This window comes from Amycolatopsis sp. NPDC114478, from assembly GCF_055633805.1.
This window is the reverse complement of record NZ_JBVKDO010000009.1, coordinates 1-15,093: the sequence shown is the minus strand read 5'-3', so window position 1 is coordinate 15,093 and position 15,093 is coordinate 1. Positions and strand designations below refer to the sequence as shown.

The 15,093-nt window shown below is 73.6% G+C and carries 16 protein-coding genes; 8 read left to right on the top strand and 8 right to left on the bottom strand.

Annotated elements, in window-relative coordinates; genetic code table 11:
• Positions 1 to 13 precede the first annotated feature (13 nt).
• Together ACZ7OH_RS24690 and ACZ7OH_RS24685 are read right to left on the bottom strand one after the other, a co-directional pair.
• Positions 14 to 778, bottom strand: coding sequence for an enoyl-CoA hydratase-related protein (locus tag ACZ7OH_RS24690; protein ID WP_470282909.1), 765 nt, complete (start codon positions 776 to 778; stop codon positions 14 to 16).
• A gap of 14 nt (positions 779 to 792) precedes the next feature.
• The gene (locus ACZ7OH_RS24685) at positions 793 to 1,788 is read right to left on the bottom strand and encodes a phosphotransferase family protein (RefSeq protein WP_470282908.1); all 996 of its coding nucleotides are present in this window, start codon (positions 1,786 to 1,788) and stop codon (positions 793 to 795) included.
• A gap of 107 nt (positions 1,789 to 1,895) precedes the next feature.
• Here ACZ7OH_RS24685 and ACZ7OH_RS24680 point away from each other — a divergent pair, with 107 nt between their 5' ends.
• The 3 genes from ACZ7OH_RS24680 (at position 1,896) to ACZ7OH_RS24670 (ending at position 4,824) form a co-directional block, all read left to right on the top strand.
• Complete coding sequence (locus ACZ7OH_RS24680) at positions 1,896 to 2,729, top strand: TetR-type transcription factor C-terminal domain-containing protein (RefSeq protein ID WP_470282907.1); 834 nt, start codon at positions 1,896 to 1,898, stop codon at positions 2,727 to 2,729.
• A 121-nt stretch (positions 2,730 to 2,850) separates the two neighbouring features.
• A complete protein-coding gene (locus tag ACZ7OH_RS24675; RefSeq protein WP_470283184.1) occupies positions 2,851 to 4,020 on the top strand; it encodes an acyl-CoA dehydrogenase family protein in 1,170 nt (389 codons plus the stop codon).
• A gap of 27 nt (positions 4,021 to 4,047) precedes the next feature.
• Positions 4,048 to 4,824 carry an IclR family transcriptional regulator gene (locus tag ACZ7OH_RS24670; RefSeq protein ID WP_470282906.1) on the top strand — a complete coding sequence of 259 codons (777 nt, stop codon included), beginning with the start codon at positions 4,048 to 4,050 and terminating at the stop codon, positions 4,822 to 4,824.
• A gap of 5 nt (positions 4,825 to 4,829) precedes the next feature.
• On the opposite strand, the gene ACZ7OH_RS24665 is transcribed toward ACZ7OH_RS24670, so the two are convergent.
• Genes ACZ7OH_RS24665 through ACZ7OH_RS24650 form a run of 4 tightly spaced genes read right to left on the bottom strand, consistent with a single transcriptional unit; the run spans position 4,830 to position 8,267 of the window.
• Complete coding sequence (locus ACZ7OH_RS24665; protein WP_470282905.1) at positions 4,830 to 5,528, bottom strand: alpha/beta hydrolase fold domain-containing protein; 699 nt, start codon at positions 5,526 to 5,528, stop codon at positions 4,830 to 4,832.
• Positions 5,525 to 6,766 carry an amidohydrolase family protein gene (locus ACZ7OH_RS24660; protein WP_470282904.1) on the bottom strand — a complete coding sequence of 414 codons (1,242 nt, stop codon included), beginning with the start codon at positions 6,764 to 6,766 and terminating at the stop codon, positions 5,525 to 5,527. The genes ACZ7OH_RS24665 and ACZ7OH_RS24660 overlap by 4 nt, the downstream gene beginning before the upstream one ends.
• Positions 6,763 to 7,527 carry an SDR family NAD(P)-dependent oxidoreductase gene (locus tag ACZ7OH_RS24655; protein ID WP_470282903.1) on the bottom strand — a complete coding sequence of 255 codons (765 nt, stop codon included), beginning with the start codon at positions 7,525 to 7,527 and terminating at the stop codon, positions 6,763 to 6,765. The genes ACZ7OH_RS24660 and ACZ7OH_RS24655 overlap by 4 nt, the downstream gene beginning before the upstream one ends.
• Positions 7,528 to 7,538: 11 nt before the next feature.
• A complete protein-coding gene (locus tag ACZ7OH_RS24650) occupies positions 7,539 to 8,267 on the bottom strand; it encodes an SDR family NAD(P)-dependent oxidoreductase (protein ID WP_470282902.1) in 729 nt (242 codons plus the stop codon).
• Positions 8,268 to 8,387: 120 nt separating this feature from the next.
• On the opposite strand from ACZ7OH_RS24650, the gene ACZ7OH_RS24645 reads away from it, so the two are divergent.
• The 3 genes from ACZ7OH_RS24645 to ACZ7OH_RS24635 are packed head-to-tail and all read left to right on the top strand — an operon-like array spanning position 8,388 to position 10,638.
• Entirely contained in the window at positions 8,388 to 8,954 is a 567-nt protein-coding gene (locus tag ACZ7OH_RS24645) for a carboxymuconolactone decarboxylase family protein (RefSeq protein ID WP_470282901.1), read from the top strand.
• Positions 8,951 to 9,808 (top strand): fumarylacetoacetate hydrolase family protein, encoded by an 858-nt coding sequence (locus tag ACZ7OH_RS24640; protein WP_470282900.1) that lies wholly within the window; start codon positions 8,951 to 8,953, stop codon positions 9,806 to 9,808. The genes ACZ7OH_RS24645 and ACZ7OH_RS24640 overlap by 4 nt, the downstream gene beginning before the upstream one ends.
• Positions 9,808 to 10,638 carry a fumarylacetoacetate hydrolase family protein gene (locus tag ACZ7OH_RS24635; protein ID WP_470282899.1) on the top strand — a complete coding sequence of 277 codons (831 nt, stop codon included), beginning with the start codon at positions 9,808 to 9,810 and terminating at the stop codon, positions 10,636 to 10,638. Before ACZ7OH_RS24640 ends, ACZ7OH_RS24635 begins: the two co-directional genes overlap by 1 nt.
• Here ACZ7OH_RS24635 and ACZ7OH_RS24630 read toward each other — a convergent pair.
• On the bottom strand, positions 10,628 to 11,530 hold the full coding sequence (locus tag ACZ7OH_RS24630) for an SAM-dependent methyltransferase (protein WP_470282898.1): 903 nt from the start codon (positions 11,528 to 11,530) through the stop codon (positions 10,628 to 10,630). The two genes, ACZ7OH_RS24635 and ACZ7OH_RS24630, sit on opposite strands and share 11 nt — an antisense overlap.
• A gap of 40 nt (positions 11,531 to 11,570) precedes the next feature.
• Between ACZ7OH_RS24630 and ACZ7OH_RS24625 the strand changes: the two genes are divergently transcribed.
• Complete coding sequence (locus tag ACZ7OH_RS24625; protein ID WP_470283183.1) at positions 11,571 to 11,939, top strand: DUF6630 family protein; 369 nt, start codon at positions 11,571 to 11,573, stop codon at positions 11,937 to 11,939.
• A gap of 23 nt (positions 11,940 to 11,962) precedes the next feature.
• A complete protein-coding gene (locus ACZ7OH_RS24620) occupies positions 11,963 to 14,650 on the top strand; it encodes a BTAD domain-containing putative transcriptional regulator (RefSeq protein ID WP_470282897.1) in 2,688 nt (895 codons plus the stop codon).
• A 5-nt stretch (positions 14,651 to 14,655) separates the two neighbouring features.
• On the opposite strand, the gene ACZ7OH_RS24615 is transcribed toward ACZ7OH_RS24620, so the two are convergent.
• On the bottom strand, positions 14,656 to 15,093 hold a 438-nt coding region (locus ACZ7OH_RS24615; protein ID WP_470282896.1), incomplete at its 5' end, for a transposase.

Sequence of the window (15,093 nt, the reverse complement as noted above, 5' to 3'; positions counted from 1 at the left end):
GGTGGGTCCTCCGTCAGCGGAACTCCGGCGGGCGCTTGCCCAGGAAGGCCGCGACTCCTTCGCGGCCGTCCGGACCGGCGGCCCGGTCCCGGATGGACACGCTCTCACGCCGCAGCGCCGCTTCGGCCGCGGGGATGGCCGTCTCGCGCAGCAGGCGTTTCGTCGCCACCTGGGCGGCTCTCGACCCGGCAGCCAGCTGCCGCACGACCTCCTCGGCGGTGGCTTCGAGTTCGCCGTCCGGATGGACCTGGGCGACCAGCCCGAGCCGGTGCGCTTCCTCGGCGGTGACCACCGGGTTCAGCAGCGCGAGGTGCAGGGCCCGGTGCAGGCCGAGGGAGGCGGTCAGCAGCGAGCTGCCGCCGTCGGGGGAGAAGCCGAGTTTCGTGTACGCCAGGGTGAACCGCGCGGACGTCCCGGCGAGCACCAGGTCGGCCGCCGCGGCGAGCGCCAGCCCGGCACCGGCGGTGACACCCTGGACGACGGCGACCACGACGGCGTCCAGCCGGTGCAGGTCGCTGACGGCGCGGTGGAGGGTTTCGGCGAGGTCGTCGACCAGGGCGCCGACGTCCTCGGCCGCGGCGAAGGCCGCCACGTCGCCGCCGAAGCTGAAGGCGCGGCCCTCGGCGGACAGGACCACGACGTGCGCGTCGTCGGACCGGGCCCGGCGCACGGCCAGGCGTAGTTCGTCCACAGTGGACTGGTCGAGCGGGTTGCCGCGCTCGCCGTCCGCGAGCCGGATCCGGGCGACGCGCCCGTCGAGGGTGTAGGTGACGCTCATTCCTGGTCCCGGGTTCACTCGGCGAGGGCGGCGTGGCCGCGGTCGACGAGGGCCGGCACGAGGGCGCCGAGGCGGTCGAAGCCGTCGCCGACGGTCAGGCCCTGCCGGGCGCGGTAGTGGATGCCTTCGAAGATCGCCGCGATCTTGTAGCACGCGAACGCGAGGTACCACGGCAAGCCGGCGAGGTCCCGGCCGCTGTGCCGGGCGTAGGCCTCGACGAGGAAGTCGCCACCGGGGAAGCCGGGCACGGTCCCGGGCGTGGCGGCGACCGGGCTTTCCGGGCCGTCCCACCAGACGGCCGCGGACGCGAGGTCGGTGAGGGGATCGCCGAGCGTCGCCATTTCCCAGTCGAGGACGGCGACCACCCGCCCGCTCGCCGGGTCGACCACGAGGTTGTCCAGGCGGTAGTCCCCGTGCACGATTGCCGCCCCGCTCCGCTGCGGCACCCGCCCGGCCAGGCGGTCGCCCAGCGCGGTGAGCTCGGGCAGGTCGCGGCTGTGGGAGTCGCGCAGCTGCCGGGCCCAGCGCCGCAGCTGGCGTTCGAGGTAGCCGTCGGGGTGGCCCAGCTCGCCCAGCCCCACGGCGGCGGGGTCCGTGTCGTGCAGCCGGACGAGGGTCTCGACGAGGGCGTCGGCCAGCCGCGTAGCCCCTTCGCCGCCGAAAGGTTCGAGCTGGTGCCGTTCGCGCAGCACGCTGCCTTCGGCGAACTCCATGACGTAGAAGGGAACGTCGGCCACGCCCTGGACGATCGGCTCGGGCACGGGCACCCCGCTCGGGTGCAGGGCACGCAGGACGCGGAACTCGCGGTCCATGTCGTGCGCCGTCGCCAGGACGTGGCCCAGCGGCGGCCGGCGCAGCACCCACCGGCCGGTTCCGTCGCTCAGCAGGTAGGTCAGGTTGGACCGCCCGCCCGCCAGCAGTTCCACCCGCAGCGGGCCGGCCAGCAGCCCGTGCTCGCTCAGGAACGCCTCGAGGGCGGGGACGGACACCCCCGGTGGGCTCGCCGACATGACCGGACCCTTTCCGAAACCGAGCGTTTGCACGGTAAAACTGAACAGGATGTCGAGTACCATCCCCGAGGCGGCCGGAAGTTGTCAAGCGCCGAGAGGACGGACCGGTGGGAGTGCGTGGGATCGCCCCGGAGGAGATCGACGCCCGGAGGGAAGTGGGCGCCCGGTTGCGCGCGGCCCGCCGGACGGCCGGGCTGACCCTGCGGCACGTGGCCCAGGCCCTCGACGTCAGCGCCGGCACGTGGAGCGCGGTGGAGAACGGCGCGACGAAGATCGACGACGCCCGGCTCGCGCGGGCCGCCGGGATCCTGGGCATCGAGCCGGCGGCGCTGCGCGGCTCGGCGCCGGCCGCCGACTGGCGCGAATTCGGGCCCCTGCGGCTCGAACCGCCGCTGGCCGGCGCGCTCGCGGCCTTCGTCGAGCTCGGCTACCACGGCGCCACCATCCGCGACATCGCCCAGCGCGCCCGGCTGTCGGTGCCCGGCGTCTACCACCACTGGCCGGCCAAGCAGGACCTGCTGGTGGCGCTGCTCGACCTGACGATGGACGACCTGCTGACCCGGGCGCGCGCCGCGCGCGCCGAGGCGGACGGCCCGGTCGAGCGGTTCACCCGGCTGGTCGAGTGCCTGGCGCTGTTCCACACCCACCGGCGGGAGCTGGGGTTCATCGGCGCGAGCGAGATGCGCAGCCTCGACGAGCCGAACCGGATCCGCATCGCGGCCAGCCGCCAGGAGGTGCAGCACATGGTCGACGACGAGGTCCGGGAAGGCTGCCGGCGCGGGGAGATGGCCACGCCGCTGCCGAAGGAGGCCGCGCGGGCGGTCGTCACGATGTGCACCGCGCTGCCGCAGTGGTGGTCGCCCGGTGGGCCGTCGTCGCCGGAGACGGTCGCCCGCCAGTACGTCGGGTTCGCCCTGGACGTGGTCCGGCTCGCGCGTTGACACCCCGCTGCCCCGCTCGTACGGTCGAGCCGACCATCCGATCGGCGTTGTTCAGGAGTATCCCGTGGTGGCTTACGACCTCCCTGCCCCCTCTTCGCACGCCCGCGAGCTCCACGAACGGATGCTGGCGTTCATGCGTGACCAGGTGCTCCCGGCCGAGGCCGAGTACCTGGCCCACCGCCGGGCCGCGGGCCCGGACGACCACGTCGTCCCGCCGGTCGTCGAGCGGCTGAAGACGGCGGCGCGCGCCGAAGGGCTGTGGAACCTGTTCCTCCCGGCCGAGTCGGGGCTGACGCAGCTGGAGTACGCGCCGATCGCGGAGCTGTCGGGCTGGAGCCTCGACCTGGCGCCCGAAGCCATCAACGGCCAGGCGCCCGACACCGGGAACATGGAGCTGCTGCACCTGCTCGGCAGCGAAGCGCAGAAGCGGGAGTGGCTCGCGCCGCTGCTGGCGGGGGAGATCCGCTCCGCGTTCGCGATGACCGAGCCGGACGTCGCCAGCAGCGACGCCACGAACATCGCCACCCGCATCGTGCGCGACGGCGATACCTACGTCATCACCGGGCGCAAGTGGTGGACCAGCGGGGCGATGGACCCGCGGTGCGCGTTCTTCATCGTGATGGGCAAGACCGACCCCGGGGCGGCGACGCACCGGCAGCAGACCATGGTGCTCGTCCCGCGCGACACGCCGGGCGTCACGATCGTGCGCGACCTGCCGGTGTTCGGCCACCACGACCAGCACGGCCACGCCGAAGTCCGCTTCGACGACGTCCGGGTGCCGGTGGAGAACGTGATCGGCGAGGAGGGCGGCGGCTTCGCGGCCGCGCAGGCCCGGCTCGGGCCGGGCCGGATCCACCACTGCATGCGCGCGCTCGGAGCGGCCGAGCGCGCGCTCGCGCTCCTGGTGGCGCGGGCGCGCGACCGGGTCGCGTTCGGCGGGCCGCTGGCCGACCAGGGGGTGGTGCGGCAGCAGATCGCCGAGTCGCGGCTGGAGATCGAGCAGGCGCGGATGCTGTGCCAGCGGGCGAGTCACGTCATCGACATCGCGGGCAACAAGGCGGCTCGCGACCTGGTGGCGATGGCGAAGGTGGCGGTGCCCCGGGCGGCGACCCGCGTGATCGACCGGGCGATCCAGGTCCACGGCGGCGCGGGCGTCACGGACGTGACCCCGCTGGCGGCGATGTACGCCTGGCACCGCGCGATGCGGCTGTTCGACGGCCCGGACGAGGTGCACCTGCGGTCCATCGCGAAGGCCGAGCTGCGGCGGGACCCGGTGCTGCCCCCGGCCTGACGGCGGCTTCGGCTACGGTCGGCGGTTGTGCCGACCAAGGGAAAGCGCGGCCGGCGCCCGGCGCACGGCGAGCCGGTCGTCGACCGCGCGCTGGCGCTGCTGGCCGCGTTCGACGCCGAGCACCGCACGCTCTCGCTCGCGGAGCTGAGCCGCCGCTGCGAGATGCCGCCGAGCTCGGCGCTGCGGCTGGCGAACCGCCTGCGCGAGTGGGGCGCGCTCGAACGCGGCGACGACGGCCGCTTCTGCGTGGGCCTGCGCCTGCTGGAGGTGGCGACGCTCGCCCCGCGCGGGCACGGGCTGCGGCAGGTCGCGCTGCCCTTCATGAACGACCTCGCCGAGGTCACCCGCCAGCACGTCCAGCTCGCGGTCCGCGACGGCATGCAGGCCCTGCTGGTCGAGCGGCTTTCCGGACACCAGGCCGCGCCGGTCGACTACCGCACCGGCGGGCGGCTGCCGCTGCATTCGACCGGCGTCGGCTTGGCGCTGCTGGCGTTCGCGCCCCGGGAGGTCCAGGAGGAGCTGCTGGCCAAGCCGGTGTACAGCGAGCCGGACAACCGGCTCATCCCCGCCGACAAGCTGCGCCGCACCCTGGCCGAGGTCCGGCGGGAACGGCTCGCGATCTTCCGCCGCCAGGACGAGACCGTGGCGATCGTGTCGGTGGCAGCGCCGATCTTCGGCCGGGGTGAGGTTCTCGCCGGTGTGCTGGGGGTGCTGGTGCCGAAGCGGGTGGCCCAGCCGCGGCACCTGGGGCTGGCGGTCCAGACGGCGGCGCGGGGCATTTCGCGGGAGCTGGGCGCGCACTGACCCGCTCAGCGAGGCAGCGCGGCCCGCACGAACTCGACGGAGGTGGCCACGACGGCCGCGGGGTCGGCGCCCGTCCAGCGGTGGCGGGCGCCGGGGACCAGGTGCAGCTCCACCGGCGCGCCCGCGTCCCTCAGCGCCTCGGCCAGCCGGACGCTCTGCGTGGGCGGCACCAGATCGTCGTCCGAACCGTGCATCAGCAGGACCGGCGGCGCGCCGGCGTGGGCGTGCGTCAGCGGGCTCGCCGCGCGAGCGAGGTCCGGTACCGACTCCGGCGGCGCGCCCAGCAGGAGCGTCTCGCGGGAGACGTCCCCGGCCAGGCCGAGCAGGTCGGTCGGCGGGAACCACGCGACGACACCATCCACTGTGGACCCGTTCAACGCCGCCAGCAGGCCGAGGTGCGCACCGGCCGACTCGCCCCAGACGAACAGGGGTTTCCCGTCGCGGACAAAGGAGATGGCCGCCCGCACGTCGTCCAGGGGTGCCGGGAAGATCGCCTCCCCGCTGAGCCGGTAGTCGGCCGCCGCGACCCGGAACCCCTGCGCCACAAGCTCTTCGGTCAGGCGCTCGAACCCGGGCAGCGGTGTGAGCCGGGAGCCGCGCCGCCAGCCGCCGCCGTGCAGGTACACGATCGTGGCGATCGGATCGTCCGGTTCGGACAGCTCCAGTTCCAGCGGGCGGAACCCCGGCACCTCGCGGTAGATCACGCGGCCGCCTTGTGGAACCGCCCGCCCTGCATGATCACCGCCAGGTTGGCCGGGTCCTGCAGCAGCGTGACGTCCGTGGTCGGGTCGCCGCGGACGACGAGGACGTCGGCGAAGTAGCCTTCGGCGAGCAGCCCGACCGGCAGGTCCATCACCTGGCCGCCGTGGAAAGTCGTGGCACGCAGGGCTTCGGCGGGGGAGTAGCCGAAGAGCCGGACGAACAGCTCGAGGTCCCGCGCGTTGCGCCCGATGGGGTTGTTGGGGAACCCGTAGTCGCCGCCGGGCAGCACACGCAGGCCGCGTTTGCGCAGCTCGGGGTACAGCCGCTCCATCGCTTCGAGCGACTTCACCGAGCCGGTCTTCTCCGCGTCGATGCCGAACTCGGCGCCCTCGTGGACGTTGGCCCACATGATGCCGACGGCGGGGGACAGGAAGATCGAGTCCTTGTGCTCCTCCAGGAGATCGATGGCCTCGGGGTCGGCGTAGGAGCAGTGGTAGATCGAGCGGAACCCGGCCCGCACGGCCAGCTTGATCGACTCAGGCGCCTGGGCGTGGCAGTTGAGCCACACGCCGGACTCGCGGGCCTGCTCGCCGGCCGCGTTCGCCTCCTCGGCGGTGTACTGGGTGACCATCGAGCCGCCTTCGAAGAAGACGTCGTCGTTGCTCATCAACAGCTTCACGCTGTCGAAGCCGAGTTCGGCCTGCTCCCGCACGAACGCGCGCACGGCGGCCGGGCCGGTTTCCTGCGGGGCCGGGCCGATCTTGACCGGGTTGTTGTCCCGTTCGAACGACGCCGCCCGCAGCCGGGGCCCGGCGGCCAGGCCGGCGGCGATCCGGTCGCGCAGCCGGACCTCGGTCGGCACCGGCGTCAGCGATCCCGCGGAGTAGGCGCTGGTGAAGCCGTGGTCGAGGAGGATCCGGGCGTTGCGCTCGGCGAGCGCGAGGTGCTCGTCCGGGCTCGGCAGGTGGTGGAAGAAGCTGACGTCGACCGGCGGGTTGAACGACGGGTCGAGGTGCCCCACGGCCGAGGGGAACGTCAGGTGGCAGTGCGATTCGACCAGGCCGGGCATGACGGTCGCCCCGCGGCAGTCGACCACGCGGTCTCCGGGCCCGGTTTCCGTGCCGCCGGGCCGGACGCTCTCGATCCGGTCACCCCGGACGACGACGTCGGCCGGGACGGCGGGCGAGCCCGAGCCGTCGAAGACCCGGCCGCCGGTGAAGACCACTTTGGCGGCCATCATGCGCCCAGCATGGTGTAGCCGCCGTCGGCGACCAGGAAGCCGCCGGTGATGTGCCCCGCGTCCTCGGTGGCCAGGAACAGCGCGGTCCCGGCCAGCTCCTCGGGCTTCGGGATGCGGCCCATCGGGGTCGCGTCCCGCAGCTTCTCCGCGCGGCCGGTGCGCCAGTCTTCGCGGCCGAGCGTGGCTTCGGTCTCGATGAAGCCGGGCGCGAAGACGTTCACCCGCACGGTGGGGGCGAAGGCGTGCGCGTACGACTTGGTCAGGCCGATGATCCCGGCCTTCGCCGCCGCGTACTGCGGGGCGCGGGCGCTGCCGCGCGCGACGACGGTCGAGCCGATGTTCACGATCGCGCCGCCGCCCTGGGCGAGCATCCGGTCGCCGAACTCGTGCGTGCACAGCAGCGTGCCCTTGATGTCGACGGCGAGGACGTGGTCGACGGACTCCTCGGTGAGCTCCCGCCACGACATCTGGTCGCGGGCGACGTCGCCGACGTTGTTGATCGCCACGTCGATCCGGCCGAAGTGGTTCCACGCCTCGTCGGCCATCCGGCGGATCTGCGCGTGCTCGGAGATGTCCGCCTGGACGAGGAAAGCCTTGCGCCCCAGCTCTTCGACGCGGGCCGCGGTGCGCTCGGCACCGGCGCGCGAGCCGCGGTAGTGCACCACGACGTCGGCGCCCTCGCGGGCGGCGCGGACGGCGATCTCGGCACCGAACCCGGTGCCGGCGCCGGTGACGAGGACGGTCTTGCCGGTGAAGCGCACGAAGTTCTCCTTCAGACGAGGGTGCGGCCGCCGTCGGCGTACAGGACGTGCCCGGTGACGAAGGCGGCTTGGTCGGAGCAGAGGAACAGGATCGGGCCGGTCAGGTCGGCCGGGGTGCCGAGCCGTCCGGCCGGCACCAACGCGGTGAGGTTCGCGCGGACGCCGGGCTTTTCGAGGTGCTCGCGGGTCAGGCCGGTCTCGGTGTAGCCGGGCGCGACGGCGTTGACCGTGACCCCGGACGCGGCCCACTCGCGGGCCATCACCCGGCACAGCTGGTCGACCGCGCCCTTGCTGGCCGCGTAGGGCGCGTGGTGCGGGTGGGCGAGCAGCCCGGACACCGAGGACAGGTAGACGATCCGGCCGTACCCGCGGGCGACCATCAGCTCGCCCGCCGCCCGGCCGGTCCAAAAGGCGCTGTCGGCGTTGACCGAGAGGATCCGGCGCCAGACGTCGTCGGCGGTGTCGAGGACCGGCCGCCGGTCGTTGACGCCGACCGCGTGGACGAAGATGTCCAGCCGGCCCAGCAGTTCGTCGGCGCGGGCGACGCACTCGCGGGCGCTGCCGGCGTCGGTGAGATCGGCTTCGAGGGTCCGGAGTCCCAGTTCGCCGAGCCGCCGGCGGTCGCGGTCGGCGACGACGACGTCCGCACCCGCTTCGGCGAGCGCGCGGGCGGCCGCGGCACCGATCCCGCCCGCGCCCGCCACCAGCGCGCCCTTGCCCCGCAGACCCAGCCAGTCCACTCCCGCTCCTCGCTCCCGACCTGACGGCGACGCTAAGCGCGGGTCCGTTTCGCGGAAACGGATGTTCCAACCAATGGCAGGCCGGCGCTCGTCCCGGTGCGGCGCTGCTGGGATCGGGGCATGACGAGACTGCCCGGGCTGACCCCGGCCGACCTGTCCGACGACCAGCGCGCCCTCCGCGAGACCATCACCGGCGGCCCGCGCGCGGGCGGCCCGTTCCCGCTGACCGACGCCGCGGGCCTGCTGACCGGGCCGTTCAACGCGATGCTGTTCGCGCCGGAGGTGGGGCAGGCCCTGCAGGGGCTGGGCGCGGCCGTGCGGTACGGGACCACGCTGGGCGACCGGGTGCGGGAGCTGACGATCCTCGCGGTCGCGGCGCGGTGGGACTGCGCGTTCGAGCGGTACGCGCACGAGCCCGCCGCGCGCGCCGCCGGCGTGACGAACGCCCAGCTCGCGGCGGTCGCGGCGGGGACGGTGCCGGACGGCCTCACCGACCTCGAAGGGGCCGCGCTGCGGTTCGCGCTGGCCCTGCTGGACGGCGACGTCGACAACGTGACCTACGCCGAGACCGTGCCAACCATTGGCAACCGCGTGGCCGTCGAGCTGACCACGCTGGTGGGCTACTACGCGACGCTGGCCCTCCAGCTGCGCGTCTTCCGAGTCACCGTCCCCGTGGAGCAGCAGTGAAGCTCGTGACCTTCGACGACGGCCTGGTCGGCCGCCTCGCCAACGACCTCGTCCTGGAACTCGACACCGCGTCGGCGCGCGAGTTCTTCGAACGCGGCGGGAGCGTGCCCGAGACCGGGCGCCGCTTCCCCGCGTCCGAGGTGCGCCTGCGCGCGCCGATCGTGCCGAAGAAGTTCTTCCACACGGCGGGGAACTTCCGGGAGCACCACGAGGACCTCGCCCGCGTCAACTGGTCGCACCCGGTCAACAAGGGCATCGTGTTCTTCCAGAACGTCGACGCGATCATCGGTCCCGGCGACCCGGTCGTGTACCCGTCGCACCTGACGAACGAGCTGGACTACGAGCTCGAAATGGCCGTCGTGATCGGGAAACCCGGCAAGTTCTTCTCCGCCGGGCAGGCGGCCGAGCACATCGCCGGGTACCTCGTGTTCAACGACATCACCGCCCGCGACATCCAGCGCCGCGAGATGGAGTCCGGGGTGTTCTCGTTCTCCAAGGCGATCGACACGTTCTGCCCGATCGGCCCGTACATCGTCACCGCCGACGAGGTCGGCGACCCGCACGACCTGGACATGGAGCTGCGGGTGAACGGCCAGGTGCGGCAGAAGTCGAACACCCGCCGGATGTCGGTGACGATCCCGGAGCTGGTCGCATACCACTCGCCGCAGGTCTACAGCGCGGGCGACCTGATCACGACGGGCACGGTGGCCGGCGTCGCCGCGAGCACCGAAAACCCGTTCGAGAACTACCTGAAACCCGGGGACGTCGTCGAAGCCGAGATCGAGAAGCTCGGGGTGCTGCGCAACCGGGTCGTCTCGTGGGAAGACGCGTACGGCAAGCCGTGGGCGCAGTGATGCGCCTGGCGAACCTCGACGGCCGCGCCGCCCTGGTCTTCGGGGACCGCGCGCTGGACGTCTTCGAGGCCGGCGGGTTCGGCCCGGACCCGCCGGCCGTCCTGGAGAACTGGCCGGCGTTCACGGAGTGGGCGCGGTCGGTGGCCCCGGCGGGCCGCCCGTACGACCCGGCGCGGCTGGGTCCGCCGGTGCCGCGGCCCCGGCAGGTCTTCGCGGTGGCGCTGAACTACCCGCCGCACGCGGCCGAAGCGGGGTTCGAACCGCCGGCGGACCCGTTGGTGTTCACCAAGTTCCCGACGTGCGTCGCGGGGCCGTACGAGACGGTCGAGCTGCCCGGCGACCGCGTCGACTGGGAGGTCGAGCTGGTGGCCGTGATCGGCCGCGGCGGTCACCGGGTGCCGGCGGAGCGCGCCCTCGACCACATCGCGGGGTACACGATCGGCCAGGACCTGTCGGAGCGGCGGGTCCAGGCGCTGGGGAAGCCACCGCAGTTCTCGCTGGCGAAGTCGTTCCCCGGCTTCGGCCCGACCGGCCCGCACCTGGTGACCGAGCTCGCGCCGGACGCGGAGATCTCCTGCCTGCTCGGCGACGAAGTCGTGCAGAAGGCGTCGATCGCGGACCTGATCTTCGGCGTCCCGGAGCTGGTGGCCCGGCTGTCGGCGGTCTGCCCGCTCCTGCCGGGCGACCTGATCTTCACGGGCACCCCGGCGGGGGTGGGCAACCGCCGGACGCCGCCGCGCTACCTGACCGCGGACGACGTGCTGACCAGCCGCATCGACGGCCTCGGCGAGCTGCGGACCCGCTTCCGCCGGCGCCTGGCTACTTCGTGAGTTCCCCGCGGACGTAGAGCACGTCACCCATGCGCAGGTCGTCCTCCTCGAGCGGGGGCAGGCCGTGTGCCGCGAGCAGTTCGCGGACCGTCCGGCCCGCCACCGCCCACCCGAGCCCGGCCAGGTAGGGCGCCGCTTCGTTGCGCTCACCGAAGTAGCGCAGCTTCGCCATGTCCGAATCGAACTCCGCCGACCGGAACAGCTCGGAGATGCGGTTCAGGCGCCGCTTCGTCCGGTCCTCGTCACCGGGACGCGGGTTGGGCCGGCTTTCGGTGGCCACCCGGCTGCCCGGCGCGCTGAGCTCGGTGATGGTGTCCAGCAACCGGTCCTGCGCCTCGGGCGGCAGGTAGCCCAGCAGGCCTTCGGCGCTCCACGCCGTCGGCCGCGCCGGGTCGAAGCCGGCCGCGCGCAGGGCCGCGGGCCAGTCGTCGCGCAGGTCGGCCGCCACCACCCGCCGGTCCGCGGTGGGCTCCGCACCCAGCGCGGCCAGCGTGCGCGTCTTGAACTCGACGACGTCGGGCTGGTCCAGCTCGTACACCACCGTCCCGGCCGGCCAGGGCAACCGGTACGCGCGGGAGTCCAGGCCCGAAGCCAGGATCACGACCTGCTCGAGGCCGGCGTCGAGGAAGAACTCGTCGTAGAACCGGGTGCGCACCTTCGCGCCGTCGATCGCCGCCCGCGCGACGAGGTCGCCGGGCGGCTGCTCGCCCGTCGCGAGCCGGGTGAGCAGGTCGACGCCGACCGCGCGGACGAGCGGCTCGGCGAACGGGTCGGCGATGAGCGAATCGTCCGCGCGGGTCGCGATCGCCCGGGTCATCGCGGCCATGGTCGCGGTCGCGCCGACACTGGACGCGAGGTCCCACGTGTCGCCGTCACGGCGAGGGGAAGTCATGGTGCGATCATGCCCCTGATCGGCACCTGGCCGAAGTCGACTGGAAGGAAGCGCCCGACGAGATCGCGGGTACGAGTTCCTCGTGACGGCGGGGGAGCGCTTGCTCGGCACCGGAACCGCGCTCGCGGTCCTCGACATCGAGTCCGACTGCTACCCGCTCGTGCTGCTGCCGGCCGCCCGCGCGGGCGATCTCGTGGCGTCCGCTTCGACGGCGGGGTTCGCGGCCGAGGTGTTCGGGCGCTGGCCCGGTGGAGGGCGCGACCCCCAACGACGCGCCCGCCACCGGGTCGCCCCGGCATTCCCCCTCTTTCGCCGTGCCCCTAGGGTTCCCGACGCCGTCCTCGTTTCGTCCTCGCGCCGGCATCCGGGGTGCGACCTGCGCGTTTCCGAGGGGGACGCGCGGCACTAGCGTTGGGGGGAGAGGGGGATGCGATGAGGTTCCGGGTGCTCGGGACGCTGGAAGTGCGCGTGTCCGGGGACCGGGTCACCCTGGCGAGCCCGCGCCAGCAGCGCGCGCTCGCCGCTCTGCTGCTCAGCCCGAACTCCGTCGTCCCGGTGGAGCGCATGATCGACGCGCTCTGGGAGGACGAACCGCCCGCGACCGCCGTCAAGCAGGTGCGCAACTGCGTTTCCGCGCTGCGGGCCCGGCTCGGCGAAGCCGGCGCGCTGATCGTCACCGACGGCCCGGGGTACCGCCTGCGGACCGACGCCGACGACCTCGACTCGCTGCGCTTCCGCCGGCACGTCTCGGCCGCGCGGGCGCTGTCCGGGCAGGCGAAGCTCGTCGACGCCGTCGAAGAAATCCAGGCCGCGCTCGCGTTGTGGCGCGGTCCGGCGCTCGACGGGCTGCGGACGACGACGCTGGCCGGCCGGGCCGCGGTGCTCGACGAGCAGCGCGCCGACGCCGTGGAGCTCTGCGCCGAATGGCGGCTGCGGCTGGGCGAAACGGGCGAGGTCGTCCGCGAGCTGACCGAGTTCTGCGGCGAGCACCCGACGCGCGAACTGTCCCACCTGCTCCTGATGCGCGCCCTCGCGAAGGAGGGCCGCTACGCCGAAGCTTCGACTCTGTTCCACGGCCTGCGCCGGCGGCTGGCCGACGAGCTCGGCGTCGACCCGAACCCCGAGCTGCGGCGGCTGCACGACCAGATCCTCGCCGAGGCCACCCCGGGTGAACCCGATCCCGAACCCGCGCCGGAGCACCATTCCCTCGACCGCGCGGTCACCGAACTGGCCGAAGCCGTCACGTGGCAGTGGCGGGCGGAAGCCGAGCTGCGTTCGTTGCACCGGCCGCAGCCGATCGTCCTGCGCTGGTCGGCCCTTCGCGGAAAGCCGCGCGGCGATCTCGACGACATTGCGGACACGTTCACGGCGTTGCCCGTGCCGCAGCTGGTCGTACTCGGCGAACCGGGCTCGGGGAAGTCGGTGCTCGCCCTGATGCTGACGCTGGAGCTGCTGCGCGCCCGCGCTCCGGGCGGTCCGGTGCCGGTCCTGCTTTCGCTGGCGTCGTGGGATCCGCGGCGCGACCACCTGGACCGCTGGCTGGCGGCCCGGCTCGCCGACGACCACCCGGCCCTGCTCAACGCCGGCGAGTACGGGCGCGACGCACCCACCCGGCTCGTCCTCGGCGGCCACGTCCTGCCGGTGCTCGACGGCCTCGACGAGATGCCGGCCGACCTGCGCGTCGCGGCCCTCGACGCACTGGACCAGACCATGGGCGCGGGCCGCGCGCTGGTGCTGACGTGCCGCTCCGCCGAGTACGACCAGGTCGTGCGCGAAGCCGGCGCGGTGCTGAACGCCGCCACGGTGGTGCGGCTCGAACCGGTCGCCCGGCAGGAAGCGATCACGTACCTGTCCGCGCGGGACGGCCAGGACCGCTGGCGTCCGGTCGCCGACCGGCTGCGCCGCGAGCCGGACGCGGCCCTGGCCCGGGTGCTGCGCACGCCGTTGATGGTCGACCTCGCGCGGATCGGCTACGGCCGGCCGAACGCGGATCCCGCCGAGCTGCTCGGCGTTGCGGACGCCGAGGCCCTCGAAGGGCAGCTGCTCGATTCGTTCGTCCCCAACGCCTACGCGCAGGTGCCGCAGCCGCCGGGGCGGAACCCGAAGACGAGCCCGTCCGGGCGGTACTCCGCGGCGCAGGCGACGCGCTGGCTGGGCTTCCTGGCCCGGCACCTCGACCAGGCGCGCAGCCGCGACCTGGCGTGGTGGCAGCTGTACCGGGCGGTGCCGGCGAGCACGCGGTCCGGCCTGATCGGCGTGCTGGTCGCGGTGCTCTTCGTCATCACCGGCTGGGTCGACGACGGCCCGGCGCTGGCGGCGATCTACGGCGTCTCGTTCGGCGGCGCCGCGTACCTGACCCACCGCTTCGGGCGCGCGCCGGAGCCGTTGCGCACCGAAGTGCGGTTCGCCGGGGCGGCCCGGAAGTTCGCCGGCCGGTTCGCGATCGGGGCCGTCGTGGGCGCGCTGCTCGGCCTGGGCTGGTCGCTGGCCACCGGCCTGGTCGTGTTCCTGGCGCTGGCGTTCGGCCTGGTGTTCGCGGTGCACGTGTGGCTCGCCAAACCGGTCGACGCCAGCCGGGTGTCCAGCCCGCGGACGATCCTGCGCAACGAACGCACGGGGGCGGTCGCGTTGTCGGTGTCGTTCCTGGTGTCGCTGGGGTTGTTCGACGGGATGGCCTTCGCGTTCACCGCGCAGACGCGGTTCCTGCCGGTGCTCGGCGGCCGGTACGACCTGGCGCTGGCGATCGCCGGCGGCCTGGCGGGGGTGTCGTTCGGGTGGTTCATGGGCCGCGGCGTCGCGGCGGTGTGCTACGGCCTCGCGGGCGCGATCGTGGGCGGCCAGGTGTTCCCGGCGGCGACGAACCCGGTGCTGCCGTTCATCACCGGCATCTGCTTCGGCGGCGGAATCGGCCTCGCGGTCCTGGTGACGCGGGCGTGGGGCAACTACTTCGTCCACCACGTCTGGCTGGCGGCGACGGGCCGCCTGCCGTGGCGCCTGATGCACTTCCTCGACGACGCCCACCGCCGCGGCGTGCTCCGCCAAGCGGGCGGCGTCTACCAGTTCCGCCACGCCCGCGTCCAGGAGCGGCTGGCCGAGGCCCACCAGGAGGAGTCTCAATGAGCGTGTCAAGCGGCAGCTGTGGCCGTGCCCGGTGGTGAAGGATGGAATTCACGGCCGTCGCGCAGCAACGCCCAGACGACGTCGACCAGCCGGCGGCCCAGGGCGATCAACGCCTGGGTATGCCCTTTCCCCTCACCACGTTTACGCAGGTAGAAAACCCGAGAGGGACCGTCGAGGCGTTTGATGGCCGACAACGCGGCCAGGTAGAACACCCGGCGCAGACCGCGGTGGTAACGCTGCGGACGGTGCAGGTTGCCCCGCACCCGCCCCGAATCACGCGGCACCGGCGCCAGACCGGCGTAGGCCGCCAGGTGCGCCGAGCTCCGGAAAGCCGTCTGCAGGTCCCCACCGGTCCCAGCCAGCAGCTGAGCACCCAGGACCGGGCCGAACCCGTCGAGGCTGGTGATAGGCCCGGCGCCCGGGTGCTCGGCGAACCGGTCGCC